Here is a 16,411-nt window from a genome sequence, read left to right as displayed (position 1 = left end):
TTTTATTGCGACGTCTAGCGTCAAAAGCACCCTCGACTTAACAAGACACCTCTACTTTAACATAAAGAAAAAGTAGTGAGTACTTTCTCCCGTCGGAGATTTCCTCACTACTAATCTTAGTATGTTTTTATATAGTCTACAGGTTTATCACAATTGGCCACGAGGGTTTCATACTTATCGGTGCCGAACATGCGAAAAGAAAGGGAGTAAAACTCGGTTTCATGCTGCTTTTCCCATCTCGAATCCGAATCAGATAGAACCAGCCTTTTTATTGGTAACAATCCATAAAGTTATAGGTTTTATGACCTCTATCCGCTATAATGAGGGCTGGTTCGAAAATGGCGTTGAGATTTAATCTCTAATCCAACTTGAAGTACTAGCAATATTTTAATAGATTTATCTGATACCGTTGACAAAGCAACGTTGTGACAATGCTTTAAGGGAGTCGGGCAATAGGCTTGGTATAACTTGTGACAAATAGTTGATATTTGCTGTACGATGTGATTTTACGATATGCTGTAAGTCGCTCATTTGGACTAAGCTCCTATTTGTTTCGTCACTTACAGTATCGTCCATTTGAACTGTTTATTGTATATCAAATGTAACTAGCATCACAATTCTTTTATATATCAGCCAATGAAACAACTACTCCTCACCATTGTATTTCCGACTAGGCTCCCCAATCGTTTCAAAACTTGCTCGACTATCAGCTGCCAGAGCCTCCTCTTCATAGGCATTGATAATCTGGGCAACAACTGGATGACGAACCACATCCTTGGCTGAAAAATGCACGAAATCAATCTGCGGTATTTTGCTCAGCTTCTCCGTCGCATCAATCAAACCTGACTTAACCTTGCGCGGCAGGTCAATCTGGCTAATATCCCCATTGACAATCATCTTGGAATTAAAGCCCAGACGGGTTAGGAACATCTTCATCTGCATAATGGTGGTGTTCTGTGCCTCATCCAAGATGACAAAAGCATCTTCCAAGGTCCGACCACGCATATAGGCCAGCGGTGCAATCTCGATGATTTCCCGCTCCATTAGGCGCGTGGTCTGCTCCTTGCCCAAAATCTGGTAGAGGGCATCATAGACAGGGCGCAAATAGGGATCTACTTTTTCTTTCAAATCCCCTGGCAAAAAGCCTAAACTTTCGCCTGCCTCGACCGCAGGACGTGTCAGGACAATGCGCTTGACCTGTCCCCGCTTGAGGGCTGTGACAGCTAGAGTAACCGCCAAGAAGGTCTTACCTGTACCAGCAGGACCGATTCCAAACACGATGTCATGACGCTTTACGCTGTCCACATAGAGTTTTTGACCAAGGGTCTTCACGCGAATGGGTTTGCCATAGTTGTCCTTGATAATCTCTTCTTCATAGAGGGCAACGAATTTCTCAATCTCATCATTTTTTGCCATGGAAATAGCTGTGACCACGTCTGGCGTATTGATAACCAAACCACGACTCACCAAGACAAGGAGAGACTGGATAACAAGACGTGCCTGTTCTACATGTTCTTCCTGTCCAATCACCTGCACTTTTTCCGTACGGGCATGAATAACCACACCTAGTTCCTGTTCCATCAATCTCAGATGGCGTTCATTCGAACCAAATAGGCTAAACGAATCATCTGGATGCTTGAGTTGAATATCAATTGAATGTTCTAGCAAGAGTTGCTCCTTTTCCTGTGCTTTTCTCTATTATAACAAAAATAGCCCAAACAAGGCTATTTTGTACTATTTTATCCATCAATGTCCCAAATAATCTTCCCAAATCGCATCAAAATCAGACATGGAAAAAGCAAAGCTGGCCGATTCCTCCAAAAAACGACTGACTTCATCGAAATTATCTGATTGCTTAGGAAAATCAGATTCATCAAAGGCATAATCTGCCAAGATAGCTACTGGTTCATTACTTTTCGGGTTGCGCTGGGTCATCAACCAAGAATAAAAACTTCTTCTCACTACATCTACTTTCTATGATTTTTTTCGTAGAGCTCTATATAGCGCTCCATAGACATCTTACTAACCAATTCCCCTATCAATTCATAAGGAATATTCTTGGGATTTTTCATACGAACACAGGACTTGCCCATATCCAGTTTGGTAGGCACCTGTGCTTGATAAGCAGCAACGAACCAATCATTCAATTCTTGGTCCATATAGATTCCCATGTGGTAGAGGGCGATGTGTGCCTTTTGTGATGCCAAGGCAAGGAAAGGCAGGGGCTCTCCCGGTGTGCAATGATAACCATCAGGGTAGGCATTAAGCGGCACATAATAGTTAATCATACCTCCCAAGATGCCTACTTCAAAACCAGCTGGTAACTGTTCCACAATCACTTGATGGAGCCGTTCAACCGCTTCCTTCCGATTCTCAGGCAAGGCAGCCATATATTCTTCAATCGTTTCCACTTCAATCAGCATGACTTTCTCCTATCTCAACCCCAGCATGCTTTCCTTGGCGTGAACCATGTCTGTTATCATCTGACAGTATGGCGTAGGGATGCCTGCTCGCTTGCCTTTGAATACAACTGCTCCATTCAGATAATCAATTTCTGTCTTTCGACCATGTTGGACCAAATCCTGGTGCATAGATGGATAGTGATTGGAAGCCTTCTTCGAAGCATCAATCACATATTTCCAAATAGCTTCTTCGTCAATTCCATCTGCCTCAGACTTAGCAACAGCAATAAATTCTTTGAAAATCCCCTGTACTAGATTCAGTCCAGCCTCCGTACCGAATAATTCACCAATTGTACAGTCCAAAATGGTACAAGTTGGATTCATCACACCATTGACACAGGCTTTCTGCCAAATAGCACTGACAACATGATTGTCATAGGTCACATTTAGCCCAGCTTCATTCAGCATTTCAATAATATCCGCAACTGATTGCTCATTACCAAGAATATGTTGAACGGAGATAGAACCCGGACCTTCTAAGTGAGCTTGTCCAGGACCCTTAAGTCCCGCCAACCACATAGTCACCCCAACCATGATACTTTCATCTGGCACGTACCGACGCATGGTCGTCGCATGCCCCAAACCATTCAAGAGACTCAAAACCTTAGTAGTTGGACCGATTATCGGCTTAATATCCCGCAACATCTTTGGCAACTGATTAGCCTTTGTCAATAGAATGATAAAATCTGCTTCTCTCGTTGCTTCGGTCGGTTTCATGATAGGTAAGTGTACAGTTTCCTTTACATCTCCAGTCACTTTCAAGCCGTTTTCTCGAATCGCTTCGATATGCTCTTCCCAATTATCCAACAAAATCACTTCATGATTTGTCTTAGACAATTGATAACCAAAACGACACCCCATTGCCCCACTACCAGCAATATATACTAGCATAGACGCCCCCTACACCAACTCTGTTCCCAAAGAATCCTGTTTAATTTTTCCAGCCTTCATCAGACCTCCAAGAGCTTTTTTGAATTGCCCTTTGGAAATACCAAAGGTGGCCTTGATATCTTCCGGAGCAGACTTATCGTTCAAGGTCATGAAGCCTCCATTGCTTTCCAGATAAGTCAATATCATCTGGGCATCATTTTCCAGCATCTCAAATGAACGTGGCTTGAGAGACAAGTTCAAGGTCCGATCAACTGCACGGTAGCCGATGACACGCGCCTCCAAAACCTGACCCAGACGTGGTTCCGCAAATCGTTCACTTGGGTGGATAAAACCAAGCATGTTGTTGTCTGGCAAATAAACAAAAGTACCATTCATTTTCAAACGATAGACAATCGCTCGCAGATTTTGGTTTTGCATATTGTCATAAGCAGGTCCAGCCATTTTCTGAAAATCTTCCTGAAAAGCTGGCAGAGCCCAAATGCGGTCCTTCTTATCGACGTCTAATTTGACGTACAACTGATCCCCTTTTTTCGGCCAGAGTTCCTTGATTTCAGGCAAAATGTCCAAGGAAACAACCACTTGCTTGTCTGGCAGACCTGTATCCACAAAGACACCCAAATCCTTACGTACCTCTGTAACAGTTCCCCAACCAAAGCTGGTACGACTCGCCCCAACTTCCTTAGTTGTCAAACGGAGTTTTTGTTTCATATCGGTATAGGCAAATCCCTTAACAGATTGACCTAGACTATGTTCTCCTTCATCCTTAGAAAGAGCAAAGGTTCTCCCCTCTTTTTGGACAAAGTAAAACTGATCGTTTTCGTCAGTCACTAAACCAACGATATACTGTGCTAATAAATCATTCATGATTTTCTTCTTTCTGATTAAAAAGTGGGGGAAGTCTTGTCTAACTCCCCCCATTAGATTTCTTATTGGTTCACCACTGGAAGTTAGACAGCCCAGTGATGATCTATTTTTGTAGTCTAAAAACGTGTTGATTAAACTTCCAACAATTCTTTTTCTTTGTCGGCAGTCATTTTATCAATTGTCTTGATAGCATCATCTGTTACTTTTTGAATATCTTTTTCAAGCGTCTTCAACTCGTCTTCTGTGATTTCTTTTGCTTTTTCAGCTTTTTTAGCTTCATCCATGGCATCACGACGGATATTACGGATGGCAACTTTTGAATTTTCACCGACTTTTTTCACATCCTTCGCCAAGTTCTTACGAGTTTCCTCTGTAAGGGCAGGAATAACCAAACGGATAACAGTACCGTCAGATTGTGGTGTCAAACCAAGGTCAGATGCGTTCAAAGCACGCTCAATATCTTTTAATATTGACTTATCAAACGGAGTAATCAAAAGAACACGCGCTTCTGGCACTGTAATACCAGCCAACTGGTTCAATGGCGTTGGAGAACCGTAGTACTCAACTGAAATACGGTCCAACAAACTAGCATTGGCACGGCCAGCACGAATGTGGCTGAATTCACGTGCCAAACTCTGATGAGATTGATTCATGCGCTCTTGCGCTTTAGCAATAATTTCTTTAGACATAAGACTTCCTTCTTTGTATTTTTTTACAGTCTTTTAGTTTACTTTTAGTACTAGGCAACGAGCCACAGGCATAACTGAAGTTAGGCAAGGCGAGTTCAAATGAGGCTGGGCAAAAAGCCCAGGACCACTACTCAGAGTTCGTGTCAACATCTCAGCGCAGTGGTTGATTGGCAGATTTGTTCGTGTTTTGTACTCCAAATCTGGCCTAATCAACTGTGCGGGGGTGGGAAGACGAACTCTTTTTATCTTGGTCGAGTTCTTTCCCACTCCCGTTTGAAGTTGGAAATAAGGAAACAATATTTCCTCGATCGTCGAAGTACATAAAAGAAAAATTAAATGACGATATGATTTATTTTTCTTCTGAAGAATTTGAAACGGTAGTACCGATTGGCTCACCGAAGACAACTCGTTTAATATTTCCTGGTTCATTCATATTGAACACGACCAAATCAATATCATTGTCCATTGAGAGAGTTGATGCCGTCGCATCCATGATTTTCAAACCACGACTAATCACTTCACGGTGGGTCAATTCATTGAATTTAACTGCATTAGCATCTTTCTTCGGATCAGCATTGTAGACGCCATCCACACCATTTTTAGCCATCAAAATCGCATCCGCTTCAATTTCTGCAGCACGAAGAGCCGCTGTCGTATCCGTTGAGAAGTACGGAGAACCAATACCAGCTCCAAAAATAACAATGCGACCTTTTTCAAGATGACGAAGGGCACGACCACGAATATAAGGCTCTGCAACTGACTGCATCGCAATCGCTGTCTGCACACGTGTATCCACATCAAGCTGTTTAAGGGAATCAGCCATTACAAGAGCATTCATAACAGTCCCCAACATGCCTGTATAGTCTGCTTGAACTCGATCCATACCCGCTTCAGCAGCAGGTTCTCCACGCCAAAGGTTACCACCACCAATAACAAGGGCAATCTGAATACCTGATTCTGCGACTTCCTGAATTTCCTTTGCCATTTCCTGAACAGTTTTAAGGTCAATACCGACACCACGTTCACCAGCCAAGGCCTCACCAGATAGTTTGATTAGAATACGTTCGTATTTAGGTTTCATCATCTCTCTCCTCTTTTTTATCCCTACTATTCTACCACAAAAACCGTTTTTTTTATACTGAAATCTCCAAGAAAAAAGGAAAATCCTCAACGAACTTTCCTTCTCACATTCTAAAACGCCTCTTTTTCCCGGCTTTTCAATAGTAGAAAATAGAGATTTTTAAAAGAAACTAGCCTAGGCGCAATTTCCTCCGTAAGCTCTGAGCCCGACTTCCAATTAAACGATCCAGCTGACGAGTCTTCAATGTCAAGATGACAAAAACAAGCATACCTGCTCCACCTGCAACAGCCAAGTGGATAAAGCTAGATACATAGCCATTTGCTGGAAGGATAAGATTCAGGACAAATTCAATCCCCCATACAACGAGTCCCATTACGATAGAAATCCAACTAATGGTCGCAATATCTTTTATCACTAGTCTTTCATCAATATGCAGAACCTTATCAATTCGTCTATAGAAGAGGTACAGCATAATTCCCAACCCAAATATCGTTGAGATAAAGCTACCATATACCTTAAAGACATAGATCATTGGTACTTGTAAAACGATTTTCACTAGCATCCCAATCAAGAAATAATAAATCGCTCTTCTATTTTCAAATATCGCTTGAATGACTACACTAATGACAGAATATAGTCCCAGAGGTAAAATTAAAAATAAGTTCCAAATGAATAGAGTAATGGCGATAGGCTCTGACGGTCCGTAAAAAATCGTATAAAGTGGCCCAGCTAACAGGACTGTTCCAACAATTGCCGGTATAGTGAATATAAAGAGTAATTGTAGATTATCCGCCACTAAATGAGACGCCGCCTTCAAATCTTTCTTGACAAATTTCTCTGTAATCAATGGAATAGCAACACTTCCCAGACTCAGTGAAATCCCGATAATCATCATCGTAATCTTACTTGGATTGGCAGCCATATACGAATAAAGTTCCAAAAGTTCCGAATTACTGTAATTCGTAATTCTTTCCATAACACGAATAAATGTAACTTGGTCAATAAACTGCAATAATTGAATCGTTAGACCTAAAATGATAATTGGAATCGCATCTCGAACAGTTTCCTTAATAAGTTGACCTGTATCCAAAGAAATCTTTTGTTTCTTAGCATGAAGCAACTTACCAAGGTAACCTTGCTTCCATAAAGTATAAACTAAAATCCCAACACTAGCAATCATCCCGACAAAAGCTGCAAAGGTAGATTGGACAACTGCTTCAAGATAGTCACCGCTACCCAACTTCATAATCATAAATGTTGCTGCCAGTATCCAGATAACCCGTACCAGCTGCTCTGCAAGCTGGCTGATCGCATAGGGCTTCATATCGTGCCGACCTTGGAAAAAACCACGCAAGATACTCATGGCTGGGAAGATAAAGAGAGGCGGGACTAGACTATACATGACTGGAAGTAACTTTTCCTTCGACCCCGATGCGTCTGCCAACCACGGAGCACTTAGATACATGACCCCTGCAAAGACAGCTCCAAAGACCAACATGAGCTTGAAGAATTCTCTGACCAAGTAGAGCGATACCTCTTCTTTACCCAAGACATTGTATTTAGCTACTTGTTTGGCAATAGCTGTCGGAAGACCAGCTGTTGAAATCAATAAGAAGTTGGCATAGATTTGATACCCCATACTAAAGAGGGCATTGGCTTCAGCTCGATACTCCCCTAACCAAATATACCAGGGAATAACATAGGCAACACCAAGCAGGCGACTAAGAATATTTCCAGCAGTCAACCAAGCCAAGCCTCTGGCCATTGTCGCCTGTTCTTTGGACTGCTGCATTTCAACTTTTTCGGACATTTTTCTATTACTTTCTATGTAAATATAAGACAGGAAAAACTCATACTCTTCGAAAATCAAAATCAGACGTTGTTGACTTGATTTGATGAACTTCAGTTCTATCTGCATCTACGTCGCCTAGTCTAATTCTGATTTTCATTGAGTATCAATTATTAATTTCTATTTTTGGATTTTCACAAAGTCTAACTCTTTCATTATAAACTTTTATCATACCAAAGTAAAAGAAAAACCCACCCATAAGGTGGGCAAGTCAATTAATTATCAATTGAATGATATTTCACTGTCAACCCTCGTTGTACAGCTGGGCGTTGGGCTATTTTCTCTACCCAGGTCTTTAGATGCTTGTAAGAATCAACATCTAAAAATTCTGCCGAACCTGGATATAGTTCCCCTTGAACCAAGCGACCATACCAAGACCAGATAGCAATATCTGCGATGGTATAGGTATTTCCAGCTACATATTCTCTTGTCATCAATAGTTGATCTAAAAGATCCAGCTGACGCTTAGTTTCCATTGTATAGCGATTAATCGGATATTCTTGCGCTGTCGGAGCGTAATGGAAGAAATGTCCAAATCCTCCACCAACAAATGGAGCGGCGCCAGTTTGCCAGAAGAGCCAATTAAGAACCTCTGTCCGTTCTGCCCAAGCTTTTGGTAGGAAGGCGTCAAACTTTTCTGCCAAGTAGAGGAGAATATTGGCTGATTCAAAGACCGAAATCGGTTCTTGCTCGGAATAATCTACCATAGCTGGTATTTTGGAGTTGGGGTTGATGGCAACAAAATCGGAGCCAAATTGGTCTCCTTGATCGATATTGATGAGAAAGAGGTCATAATCAGCTTCCGAAATACCTAACTCTTTCAACTCCTCCAACATAATAGCAATCTTAATGCCATTCGGCGTCCCCAATGAATAGACTTGGAAAGGCTTCTCTCCCTTTGGTAGGTCTTGCTCAAAGCGACTGCCCGCTGTTGGACGGTTGCCAGATCGGTTGTCATTTTCATCTTCCCACTTCCAAACGAGTGGTTTTGTATATTCTGTCATGTTTTCTCCTATTTTACCTTTCCTGGAAAAAGACTAGCATAGCGATAATGGTTTTGAACCTCTTGAAGGTAATGGGCTAGTTGCACCAATTCCTTAGGCGATCGGCAAGTCAGAGCTGTTAACTCTGCATTGATAAAGCGACTTAAGTGTCCTGCCAGTATATAGAGATTTTCCTCCTTGTCCAGCTGACCTGCTACCTCCAATATTTTTTCACGCAGGGCTTCTGAAAATGCTTCCTGCGGAAGGTTGTAGGCTGCAGAAAGGTATTTATAAAGCTCTTCTTTCTCTGCTACTTTCATCGGATAACTCCTTTTATGTAAATTGAATATAGTATAAATCGAAATTAAGTGCTTGTCAAGAAAATCTCAAGAAAAAAAGATTGCCCTAAGACAATCTTTCTACTGATTAAAGTGAGTTAGGATCAACTTTGATACCAACACCTTGTGTTGTTGTAATTGATACTGAAGTCATGTAAGTACCTTTAGCTGTAGCTGGTTTAGCTTTAGCCATTACATCGTGGAAAGCTTTGAAGTTTTCAACGAGTTTGTCAGCGTCAAATGATACTTTACCGATAAGAGCTTGTACGATACCTGCTTTGTCAGCACGGTAAGTGATTTTACCACCTTTAGACTCTTCAACTGCTTTAGCAACATCCATAGTTACTGTACCAGTTTTAGGGTTTGGCATCAAGTTACGTGGACCAAGTACACGACCAAGACGTCCAACAACTGCCATCATATCTGGAGTTGCGATAACAACGTCGAAGTCCAACCAACCACCGTTGATTTTAGCAACGAGGTCATCTTCACCAACAAAGTCTGCACCAGCAGCTTTTGCTTCTTCTGCTTTAGCACCACGTGCGAAAACAAGAACGCGTGAAGTTTTACCAGTACCGTTTGGCAATACCATTGCACCACGGATTTGTTGATCAGCTTTACGTACGTCGATGTTCAAGTTGTAAGCAACTTCAACTGACGCATCAAATTTAGCGAAGTTAGTTTCTTTTGCAAGAGCAACAGCTTCTTCTACGCTGTAAAGTTTTGTGCTGTCGATTTTTTCAAGAGCAGCACGCAAGTTTTTGCTTTTTTTAGCCATGTTATATGTCTCCTTGTAATCAGATAATCTTGGGTGCTACTTAGTCAGTAACAGTGAATCCCATAGAACGAGCAGTACCTTCGATCATACGCATTGCAGCTTCAAGAGATGCAGCGTTCAAGTCAGGCATTTTAGTTTCAGCAATTTCTTGTACTTGTGCACGAGTAACTGTTGCAACTTTAGTTTTGTTTGGTGTACCTGAACCTTTTTCAACACCTGCAGCTTTTTTCAAAAGAACAGCAGCTGGTGGTGTTTTAGTGATGAAAGTGAATGATTTATCTTCATACACAGAGATAACTACTGGGATGATCATGCCAGCTTGGTCAGCTGTACGAGCGTTAAACTCTTTTGTGAATCCCATGATGTTGATACCTGCTTGACCAAGTGCTGGTCCGACTGGTGGAGCTGGAGTAGCTTTACCTGCAGGAATTTGAAGTTTTACGAGTTTTTCGACTTTTTTAGCCATGATATAAAATCCTCCTATTGTGGTTTTGGCGGTAATTAAAGATTTTTACCTCCCACAAATATGTGTTTTACACATACCTTTTCATTATACACGAATTTCAAAGAAATGCAAGCTTTAGGTTTACTTTTTTTCACATTTTTTATAGAATGAATGTATGTTTGAATCTATTATATTTTTAAAAATAGTAGCCTTTCTATTTATCTTTCTAACCTTGGCCATTTCGATAATTGCTGTCAAGTTTTTTAGGTTGCAAAACCGAGGATGGAACTTTGCAGACATTGCCTTTCCTCTCTATGCAATTGAATTTTATCTGATTTCGGACAAGGCCTACTATAACAGTCTACTGCCTCAGCTTGTCCTAGCCCTCTCACTACTAGCGATTGGTCTTTGCGGTTTCTTCCTTTTAAAGAAAAAGAATTTTTTATATCGCCGTTTCTTCAAGGTTTTCTGGCGAGCTAGTTTTATCTTGACCTTTTTGATGTACCTAGCTTTAGTTATTGCGGTCTTCACTTTAAAATCCTAAAATCATCCATCCTTTCATAGATGGCATAATAAATCCCCATTGCAGGCGCAGTGGGGATTCTTTTTTATACTAAATCAGACAAGGCGACATAGATGTAGATAGAACTGACCTTCATCAAATCAAGTCAACAGCGTATGATTTTGATTTTCTAAGAGTATTAATTAGTTGTCATATTGAAAGGCCTCTCTGGGCATGAAAAGATGGACTTATTCATGAATTTCTAGAGGGAGGCCATCTGGATCAAAGAAGAAGGCCATTTTTTTACCATCAAAATCATCTGTTCGCAGGACTTCATGTCGGATGCCCAGACGGTCAAACTCTTCCAGACAGGCTTCCACATCTGCAACCTGGAAGGCTAGATGGCGTAGACCTGTATGTTCAGGATTGGGCATGGCCGGACGCATTGGTGCATCTGGTTTGATGAAGATTTCCAAGACCAGATTTCCTTTTTTAACATTGAAGAGAATATCATTTTTTTCTGGGCGAATATGTTCATCCACCTGTTCAAAGCCTAGTTTTTCAACATAAAATTCTCTTGTTTTGTCATAGTCACTACCGATAATTGCAATATGATGAACTGCATCAAATTTCATTATTGTGTTTCCAATACCTTTCTAGGTTTTGTTCCTTCAGCTGGACCAATAACCCCCGCTGCTTCTAGCTCTTCCATGAGGCGTGTTGCTCTGTTAAAACCAACAGACAAGCGTCGTTGAATCATAGAGGCGCTGGCTTTTTGTGTTTCAACTACCAAGGCACGTGCTTCGTTGAAAAGTGGATCTCCTCCAGCATCACCAAAACCTGCATCGCCATCACCTTCTGCCACTTCACCAGGATCAAAGGATTCATCATAATCTGCATCTGCCTGATCCTTGATAAAGCCAACTATTGCTTCTACATCATCATCGGATATAAAGGAACCTTGCAAGCGGACTGGATGGTTTTCATCAATCGGTTTAAAGAGCATGTCACCGCGGCCCAAGAGTTTTTCAGCACCATTTTCATCTAGAATCGTCCGACTGTCTGTACCGCTTGATACGGCAAAGGCGATACGAGATGGTACATTGGCTTTAATCAAGCCTGAAATAACATCAACAGATGGTCGCTGGGTAGCAAGAATCATGTGGATGCCTGCTGCACGAGCCTTCTGTCCCAAGCGAATAATGGCATCTTCCACTTCCTTGCTGGCTACCATCATCAAGTCTGCCAACTCATCTACGATGACCACAATGAGAGGAAGTGGAATCTGTTTTTCTTCTGAACGGCTATTAAATTCTTCGACCTTCGCATTATAACCTTCTAAGTTTCGGACACCAATTTGGCTAAACAACTCATAGCGTTTCTCCATTTCATCCACTACTTTTTGAAGAGCTCGAGCAGCCTTGCGCGGGTTGGTCACAACGGGAATCAATAGGTGGGGAATATCATTATAGACCGATAATTCGACCATTTTGGGGTCAATCATCATGAACTTAACTTGGTCTGGACCAGCTTTCATGAGAATTGAAGAGATGATACCGTTGACAGCAACAGACTTCCCTGAACCAGTTGAACCAGCCACCAATAGATGGGGCATACGTGCTAGGTTAAAGGAACGGACGGAGCCATTGACAGCCTTACCGAGAGGAATTTCCAGAAGCTTGTCTGGGTCTGTTTTAGATTGTTCCCAGAGCTCACGGAAAGGTACTGTAGCCACTTCGGAGTTTGGAACTTCAATACCGACCAGAGATTTTCCTGGGATAGGAGCTTCAATACGGACATCTTTAGCCGCAAGAGCTAGAGCCAAGTCATCAGCTAGGTTAGAAATCCGATTGACTCGGACGCCGACTGCTGGTTTGACTTCATACTTGGTTACCGATGGTCCAATCTCAGCACGCTCAACCACCACCTTGATTCCAAAACTGGCAAAGGTGTCTTCTAAAACTTTAATATTCTGGCGAACAATCCGTTTTTCATTGGACTGACTCTTAGCTTTTATAGGAGCAAATAAGTCTATGGACGGAAGTTTATATGCTAGTCTCTGCTTAGGCTTGAAATCAATCTGCACATCTGTCTCGTCCTTCTCAAACTCATTTGGTTCAGAATCCTGGCTTGCCGAGTTTGATTGTGCTGGTTGGTCATCTTCTGCCAACATAATAGGAAATTCATCTTCTATGTCTAAGTGGTCATATTCTGAAATAATCGGTACTTGAACAGGCTCTCCTTCTAGGATTTCACCCGTTTCTAAATCGACATGTCTATCTACCAGTGCCAAAGCCCGAGCTGACTCTTCCTCTTCCTCTAGACGAAGGCGTTCCTCTTCTAGACGAGCTAATTCTTGCTGACGTTTTTCTTCTCGTTCTGCTTTCTTCTGTGTTCGAAGCTCTGCTCTTTTTACCTGCGTCTCCGCCAATTTATCTTTGGCAACCGCCAAGCCATCGGCAACATCATAAACAGACCATGGGCTTACAAAAAAGATACCAAATGCTATCACTAGAAGACCGATGAAGAAAGAACCGACATTTGCAAAGAGGAAGGAGACTGGCAGATAGAAGATACTTCCAATCATCCCTCCGCCTAGAAATGCTGTTACCTGAAACTTAGCTAGGTCTGACAAGGCCAATTTTAGAGTATGACCGAATAGGTCACTCCCTTGATAGGTCCAGTCTAAATAAGCCTGAAATTCAATTAATAACCCGATAACAATCAGCCAGAAGCCCGATATGGTCCCTTCTCTTTCGCGTAAGACTTTGGGAATAAGAAGGTAGATAAATGTACCTGCCAATAATAGATAGGCCAGACTACCAAATAATAGCCGGAAAATATTGTAGCTGGTCACTCCAAACACACCTAGGCGACTGGCTGCAAAGGCAATGAATAAAAGCCCCAATACTCGAAGGGTAATATTTTTAACACGTTCTTGCTGTGCTAATTCTGCCTTGGTTGGTCGCCTCGTAGCCTTTCCTTTTTTACTTGTCTTTCTCATAGATACCTCAACTTTCTCAATCTCTTTATTTTATCATAATTGGGAAGAATTTTCATGGGAGAAAAAATAGACCAGCCTTGCCAGTCTACATTTTCTTCTTTGGGTGTTTATCAATGACTTCTGGGTGATTATCCAGAGCAGCTCTGCCTTTTTCCGTCAGGGCATAGCCACGGACAGCAAAGTAGGGAGCTAGTTTTTCTTCTGTCAAGTGGTCCTTGAGGGCAGTGTCGAGGTCGGCCGCCTTCATCTTGGAAAGACCGGTCACGCCTTCTGCCTTGAGGATATTCTTCTTGGCAGTGGAGGTGATGTGGTCCAGCGAATCAAAGGCTGACTCTAAATAAACATAGCCTTCCGCCAACAACTTTTCCATGTGGGCAGGGCCATTGATGCCGTAGATGTACTCAAAATACTTGGAATAGGGCGTCGTAGTTGTAAAGGTACCAAAATTGACACGCCAGAGGAGGATAATGTCCCCTGCCAGCAGACCATCTTCTAGCCGAATCATATTGCGTTTTGGAACGGGCTTTGCCTCCAAAAGCCAGGCCGCCAGGTCACGTTCAGGGGAAATATAGGGCTTGACCTCATGGTCTTTATACATTTCTTCAATACGATTCTGAATTGACATTTATTTTACCTCTTGTACTGCGTAATAGTTGCCTTCTTCGTCGCTAAAGTTGAAAGTTTTCATAAATCCAAGATCAGCAACTGGGTTGGCATTGACACCGCGCTCGATAAATTCTTGGTAGGTTTTTTCAACATCTGCAGATGCCATCAAGATGGATGGAATACCAAGAAACATCTCTGGATGCATTTCAGCAACTGCTGCCTTATCATGAAGAACAAATTGAACATCGCTATCTACTTTTGGCGCGATAACATAAGAAACTTGCGGACCTTGTTCTTGGCGTTCTACACGCTCAAAGCCAACTTTTTCATTCCAGAATTTTGCAGCTGCTTCAGGATTATTGACATACAGCATAACCTGTCCGATTGATTGAATCATTTTAAATACCTCTTTTGTGTTGTACGAACATCTGTTCAGACCATTATACACTAGGTAGGGATATTTTCAAAAGAAAAACGACTCTTAGAGCCGTTCAAAACCTAGGAAGCGAGTCCCCTGAAAATGCAGGCTGCCTACATCTCCCTCTGCCAAGAGGGCATACTCGTCTGAGCGTACACGGAACTCCTGCCGTCTTCCCTCCCATTCAAACGTTACATAATAATTGGTTCGTGCTACTTCGTTACCAAAAACATGAGTTCGCTTTGAGACAAGCTTGGCCCTGTAGGATTCTTTTGGGGCCTGATTGTTATGGTGCCATTCCATAAAATTTTTAATAATATGGAAACAAACCGTCGCTAATATAATCGCGGAAAAACTGTAGAAAAGGGCCATATGCCATACTAGGCTTCCATCTGGGGCAAACAAGTTCTCAAACATCATTATTCTCCTTTTCACATTTGTAAATATAGTATATCATATTGTTGAATTGGATGCGCTTTTTATACTAGATAAAAATTGAAAAAATCCATATTTCATGGTAGAATGAGCATAATTTTGAACAAGACAAGAAAGGATTTTCAATGAAAAAAATACTAGCTCTTGCTCTAGCTTCGAGCATCTTGCTAACTGCCTGCACAAACAACTCGACAGCTAATAGCTCATCTTCTACAGCATCTAGCTCTAGTTCAAGCTCGACTACGACAGCTGATACAACTGCTTCTAGCCAATATGCCAAAGATTTGGCATACGCCATTAACAATCCTAAAGCTACATTCCCCCAACTTTCCAATGAAATTGGTGAAAATGAGGCTGCTGTTAAAATAAAAACAACCGAAGGCGACATCACTATAAAACTCTTCCCCGAGCAAGCTCCATTAACTGTGGAAAACTTTCTGACTCATGCCAAGGAAGGGTACTATAATGGAATAATCTTCCATCGTGTCATTAAGGATTTCATGATTCAAGGTGGCGATCCTCTTGGAAATGGTACTGGTGGAGAGTCTATCTGGGCCGGAAAAGATACTACTATCGATGCTGGAAATGGTTTTAAAGACGAGATTTCAGCTTTCCTTTATAACATTCGTGGCTCACTTTCTATGGCAAATGCTGGTGCAGGAACAAATGGAAGTCAGTTTTTCATCAATCAAAATACAACAGACATGTCTAGCCAACTTTCTAGTTCTAGCTATCCTGGTAAAATCATCGATGCTTATAAAAACGGAGGCAACCCAAACTTAGATGGCAAGCATACCGTATTTGGTCAAGTCATTGAAGGGATGGACATCGTAGATAAAATCGCTTCCGTCGAAACAGATGATAGCGATAAACCTAAAACAGATGTAAAAATTGAGTCTATTGAGATTCTGAAAGATTACACCTTTTAAAAATGAAGCTGAGGCTGGGCAAAAACTAGCCAGTAAATAAAAAACACAGACAGATTGAGCTGCTTCTGATGAAATCCAGCTGAACTGCCTGTGTTTTTCTTTCTGTTTCTACTCTTTTGGGCTAATTTCTTAGCCAA

Annotated in this window: 19 protein-coding genes; 2 read left to right on the top strand and 17 right to left on the bottom strand. The window is 41.7% G+C overall.

Going from position 1 to position 16,411, the window contains the following annotated elements:
* Positions 1 to 645: 645 nt before the first annotated feature.
* From K5Q29_RS09735 to rplK, 12 genes are all read right to left on the bottom strand, one after another.
* A complete protein-coding gene (locus tag K5Q29_RS09735) occupies positions 646 to 1,668 on the bottom strand; it encodes a PhoH family protein (RefSeq protein ID WP_044678479.1) in 1,023 nt (340 codons plus the stop codon).
* 78 nt (positions 1,669 to 1,746) lie between these two features.
* Positions 1,747 to 1,962: a YozE family protein gene (locus tag K5Q29_RS09730; RefSeq protein WP_009910192.1), complete on the bottom strand. Its 216-nt coding sequence runs from the start codon at positions 1,960 to 1,962 to the stop codon at positions 1,747 to 1,749.
* Between the two features lie 5 nt (positions 1,963 to 1,967).
* Complete coding sequence (locus tag K5Q29_RS09725) at positions 1,968 to 2,423, bottom strand: DUF1801 domain-containing protein (RefSeq protein WP_205032689.1); 456 nt, start codon at positions 2,421 to 2,423, stop codon at positions 1,968 to 1,970.
* A gap of 9 nt (positions 2,424 to 2,432) precedes the next feature.
* Positions 2,433 to 3,353: a 2-dehydropantoate 2-reductase gene (locus K5Q29_RS09720; RefSeq protein ID WP_205032688.1), complete on the bottom strand. Its 921-nt coding sequence runs from the start codon at positions 3,351 to 3,353 to the stop codon at positions 2,433 to 2,435.
* 9 nt (positions 3,354 to 3,362) lie between these two features.
* A complete protein-coding gene (cvfB, locus tag K5Q29_RS09715; protein ID WP_024384950.1) occupies positions 3,363 to 4,217 on the bottom strand; it encodes an RNA-binding virulence regulatory protein CvfB in 855 nt (284 codons plus the stop codon).
* A gap of 131 nt (positions 4,218 to 4,348) precedes the next feature.
* Positions 4,349 to 4,906: a ribosome recycling factor gene (gene frr, locus K5Q29_RS09710; RefSeq protein ID WP_009910199.1), complete on the bottom strand. Its 558-nt coding sequence runs from the start codon at positions 4,904 to 4,906 to the stop codon at positions 4,349 to 4,351.
* A 349-nt stretch (positions 4,907 to 5,255) separates the two neighbouring features.
* A complete protein-coding gene (gene pyrH / locus K5Q29_RS09705) occupies positions 5,256 to 5,990 on the bottom strand; it encodes a UMP kinase (protein ID WP_172699766.1) in 735 nt (244 codons plus the stop codon).
* A gap of 166 nt (positions 5,991 to 6,156) precedes the next feature.
* Complete coding sequence (locus K5Q29_RS09700; protein ID WP_044683815.1) at positions 6,157 to 7,797, bottom strand: polysaccharide biosynthesis protein; 1,641 nt, start codon at positions 7,795 to 7,797, stop codon at positions 6,157 to 6,159.
* A gap of 254 nt (positions 7,798 to 8,051) precedes the next feature.
* Positions 8,052 to 8,840 (bottom strand): glutathione-dependent disulfide-bond oxidoreductase, encoded by a 789-nt coding sequence (gene yghU / locus K5Q29_RS09695; RefSeq protein ID WP_105139719.1) that lies wholly within the window; start codon positions 8,838 to 8,840, stop codon positions 8,052 to 8,054.
* An 8-nt stretch (positions 8,841 to 8,848) separates the two neighbouring features.
* Positions 8,849 to 9,139: a hypothetical protein gene (locus K5Q29_RS09690; RefSeq protein ID WP_024385634.1), complete on the bottom strand. Its 291-nt coding sequence runs from the start codon at positions 9,137 to 9,139 to the stop codon at positions 8,849 to 8,851.
* Between the two features lie 106 nt (positions 9,140 to 9,245).
* On the bottom strand, positions 9,246 to 9,935 hold the full coding sequence (gene rplA / locus K5Q29_RS09685; protein ID WP_004194879.1) for a 50S ribosomal protein L1: 690 nt from the start codon (positions 9,933 to 9,935) through the stop codon (positions 9,246 to 9,248).
* Positions 9,936 to 9,975: 40 nt separating this feature from the next.
* Positions 9,976 to 10,401 carry a 50S ribosomal protein L11 gene (gene rplK, locus K5Q29_RS09680; RefSeq protein WP_002935890.1) on the bottom strand — a complete coding sequence of 142 codons (426 nt, stop codon included), beginning with the start codon at positions 10,399 to 10,401 and terminating at the stop codon, positions 9,976 to 9,978.
* A gap of 154 nt (positions 10,402 to 10,555) precedes the next feature.
* On the opposite strand from rplK, the gene K5Q29_RS09675 reads away from it, so the two are divergent.
* Positions 10,556 to 10,924 carry a DUF3397 domain-containing protein gene (locus tag K5Q29_RS09675; RefSeq protein ID WP_004194874.1) on the top strand — a complete coding sequence of 123 codons (369 nt, stop codon included), beginning with the start codon at positions 10,556 to 10,558 and terminating at the stop codon, positions 10,922 to 10,924.
* 206 nt (positions 10,925 to 11,130) lie between these two features.
* Here K5Q29_RS09675 and K5Q29_RS09670 read toward each other — a convergent pair whose 3' ends face one another.
* From K5Q29_RS09670 to K5Q29_RS09650, 5 genes are all read right to left on the bottom strand, one after another.
* A complete protein-coding gene (locus K5Q29_RS09670) occupies positions 11,131 to 11,517 on the bottom strand; it encodes a VOC family protein (RefSeq protein ID WP_205032687.1) in 387 nt (128 codons plus the stop codon).
* Positions 11,517 to 13,886: a DNA translocase FtsK gene (locus K5Q29_RS09665; RefSeq protein WP_205032686.1), complete on the bottom strand. Its 2,370-nt coding sequence runs from the start codon at positions 13,884 to 13,886 to the stop codon at positions 11,517 to 11,519. The genes K5Q29_RS09670 and K5Q29_RS09665 overlap by 1 nt, the downstream gene beginning before the upstream one ends.
* 85 nt (positions 13,887 to 13,971) lie before the next feature.
* The gene (locus K5Q29_RS09660) at positions 13,972 to 14,511 is read right to left on the bottom strand and encodes a hypothetical protein (RefSeq protein ID WP_205032685.1); all 540 of its coding nucleotides are present in this window, start codon (positions 14,509 to 14,511) and stop codon (positions 13,972 to 13,974) included.
* Positions 14,512 to 14,889 carry a VOC family protein gene (locus K5Q29_RS09655; protein WP_205032684.1) on the bottom strand — a complete coding sequence of 126 codons (378 nt, stop codon included), beginning with the start codon at positions 14,887 to 14,889 and terminating at the stop codon, positions 14,512 to 14,514. It abuts the gene before it with no gap.
* 84 nt (positions 14,890 to 14,973) lie between these two features.
* Positions 14,974 to 15,327, bottom strand: coding sequence for a DUF2500 domain-containing protein (locus tag K5Q29_RS09650; RefSeq protein WP_221877121.1), 354 nt, complete (start codon positions 15,325 to 15,327; stop codon positions 14,974 to 14,976).
* A 143-nt stretch (positions 15,328 to 15,470) separates the two neighbouring features.
* Between K5Q29_RS09650 and K5Q29_RS09645 the strand changes: the two genes are divergently transcribed.
* Positions 15,471 to 16,274, top strand: a complete 804-nt coding sequence (locus K5Q29_RS09645) for a peptidylprolyl isomerase (protein WP_221877120.1) — start codon at positions 15,471 to 15,473, stop codon at positions 16,272 to 16,274.
* Positions 16,275 to 16,411 lie beyond the last annotated feature (137 nt).

Source organism: Streptococcus sp. 2018037 (assembly GCF_019754195.1).
Classification (GTDB): Bacteria; Bacillota; Bacilli; order Lactobacillales; family Streptococcaceae; genus Streptococcus; species Streptococcus hashimotonensis.
Note: the sequence above shows the minus strand (reverse complement) of the source record. Positions and strands in the feature narration are given on the sequence as shown.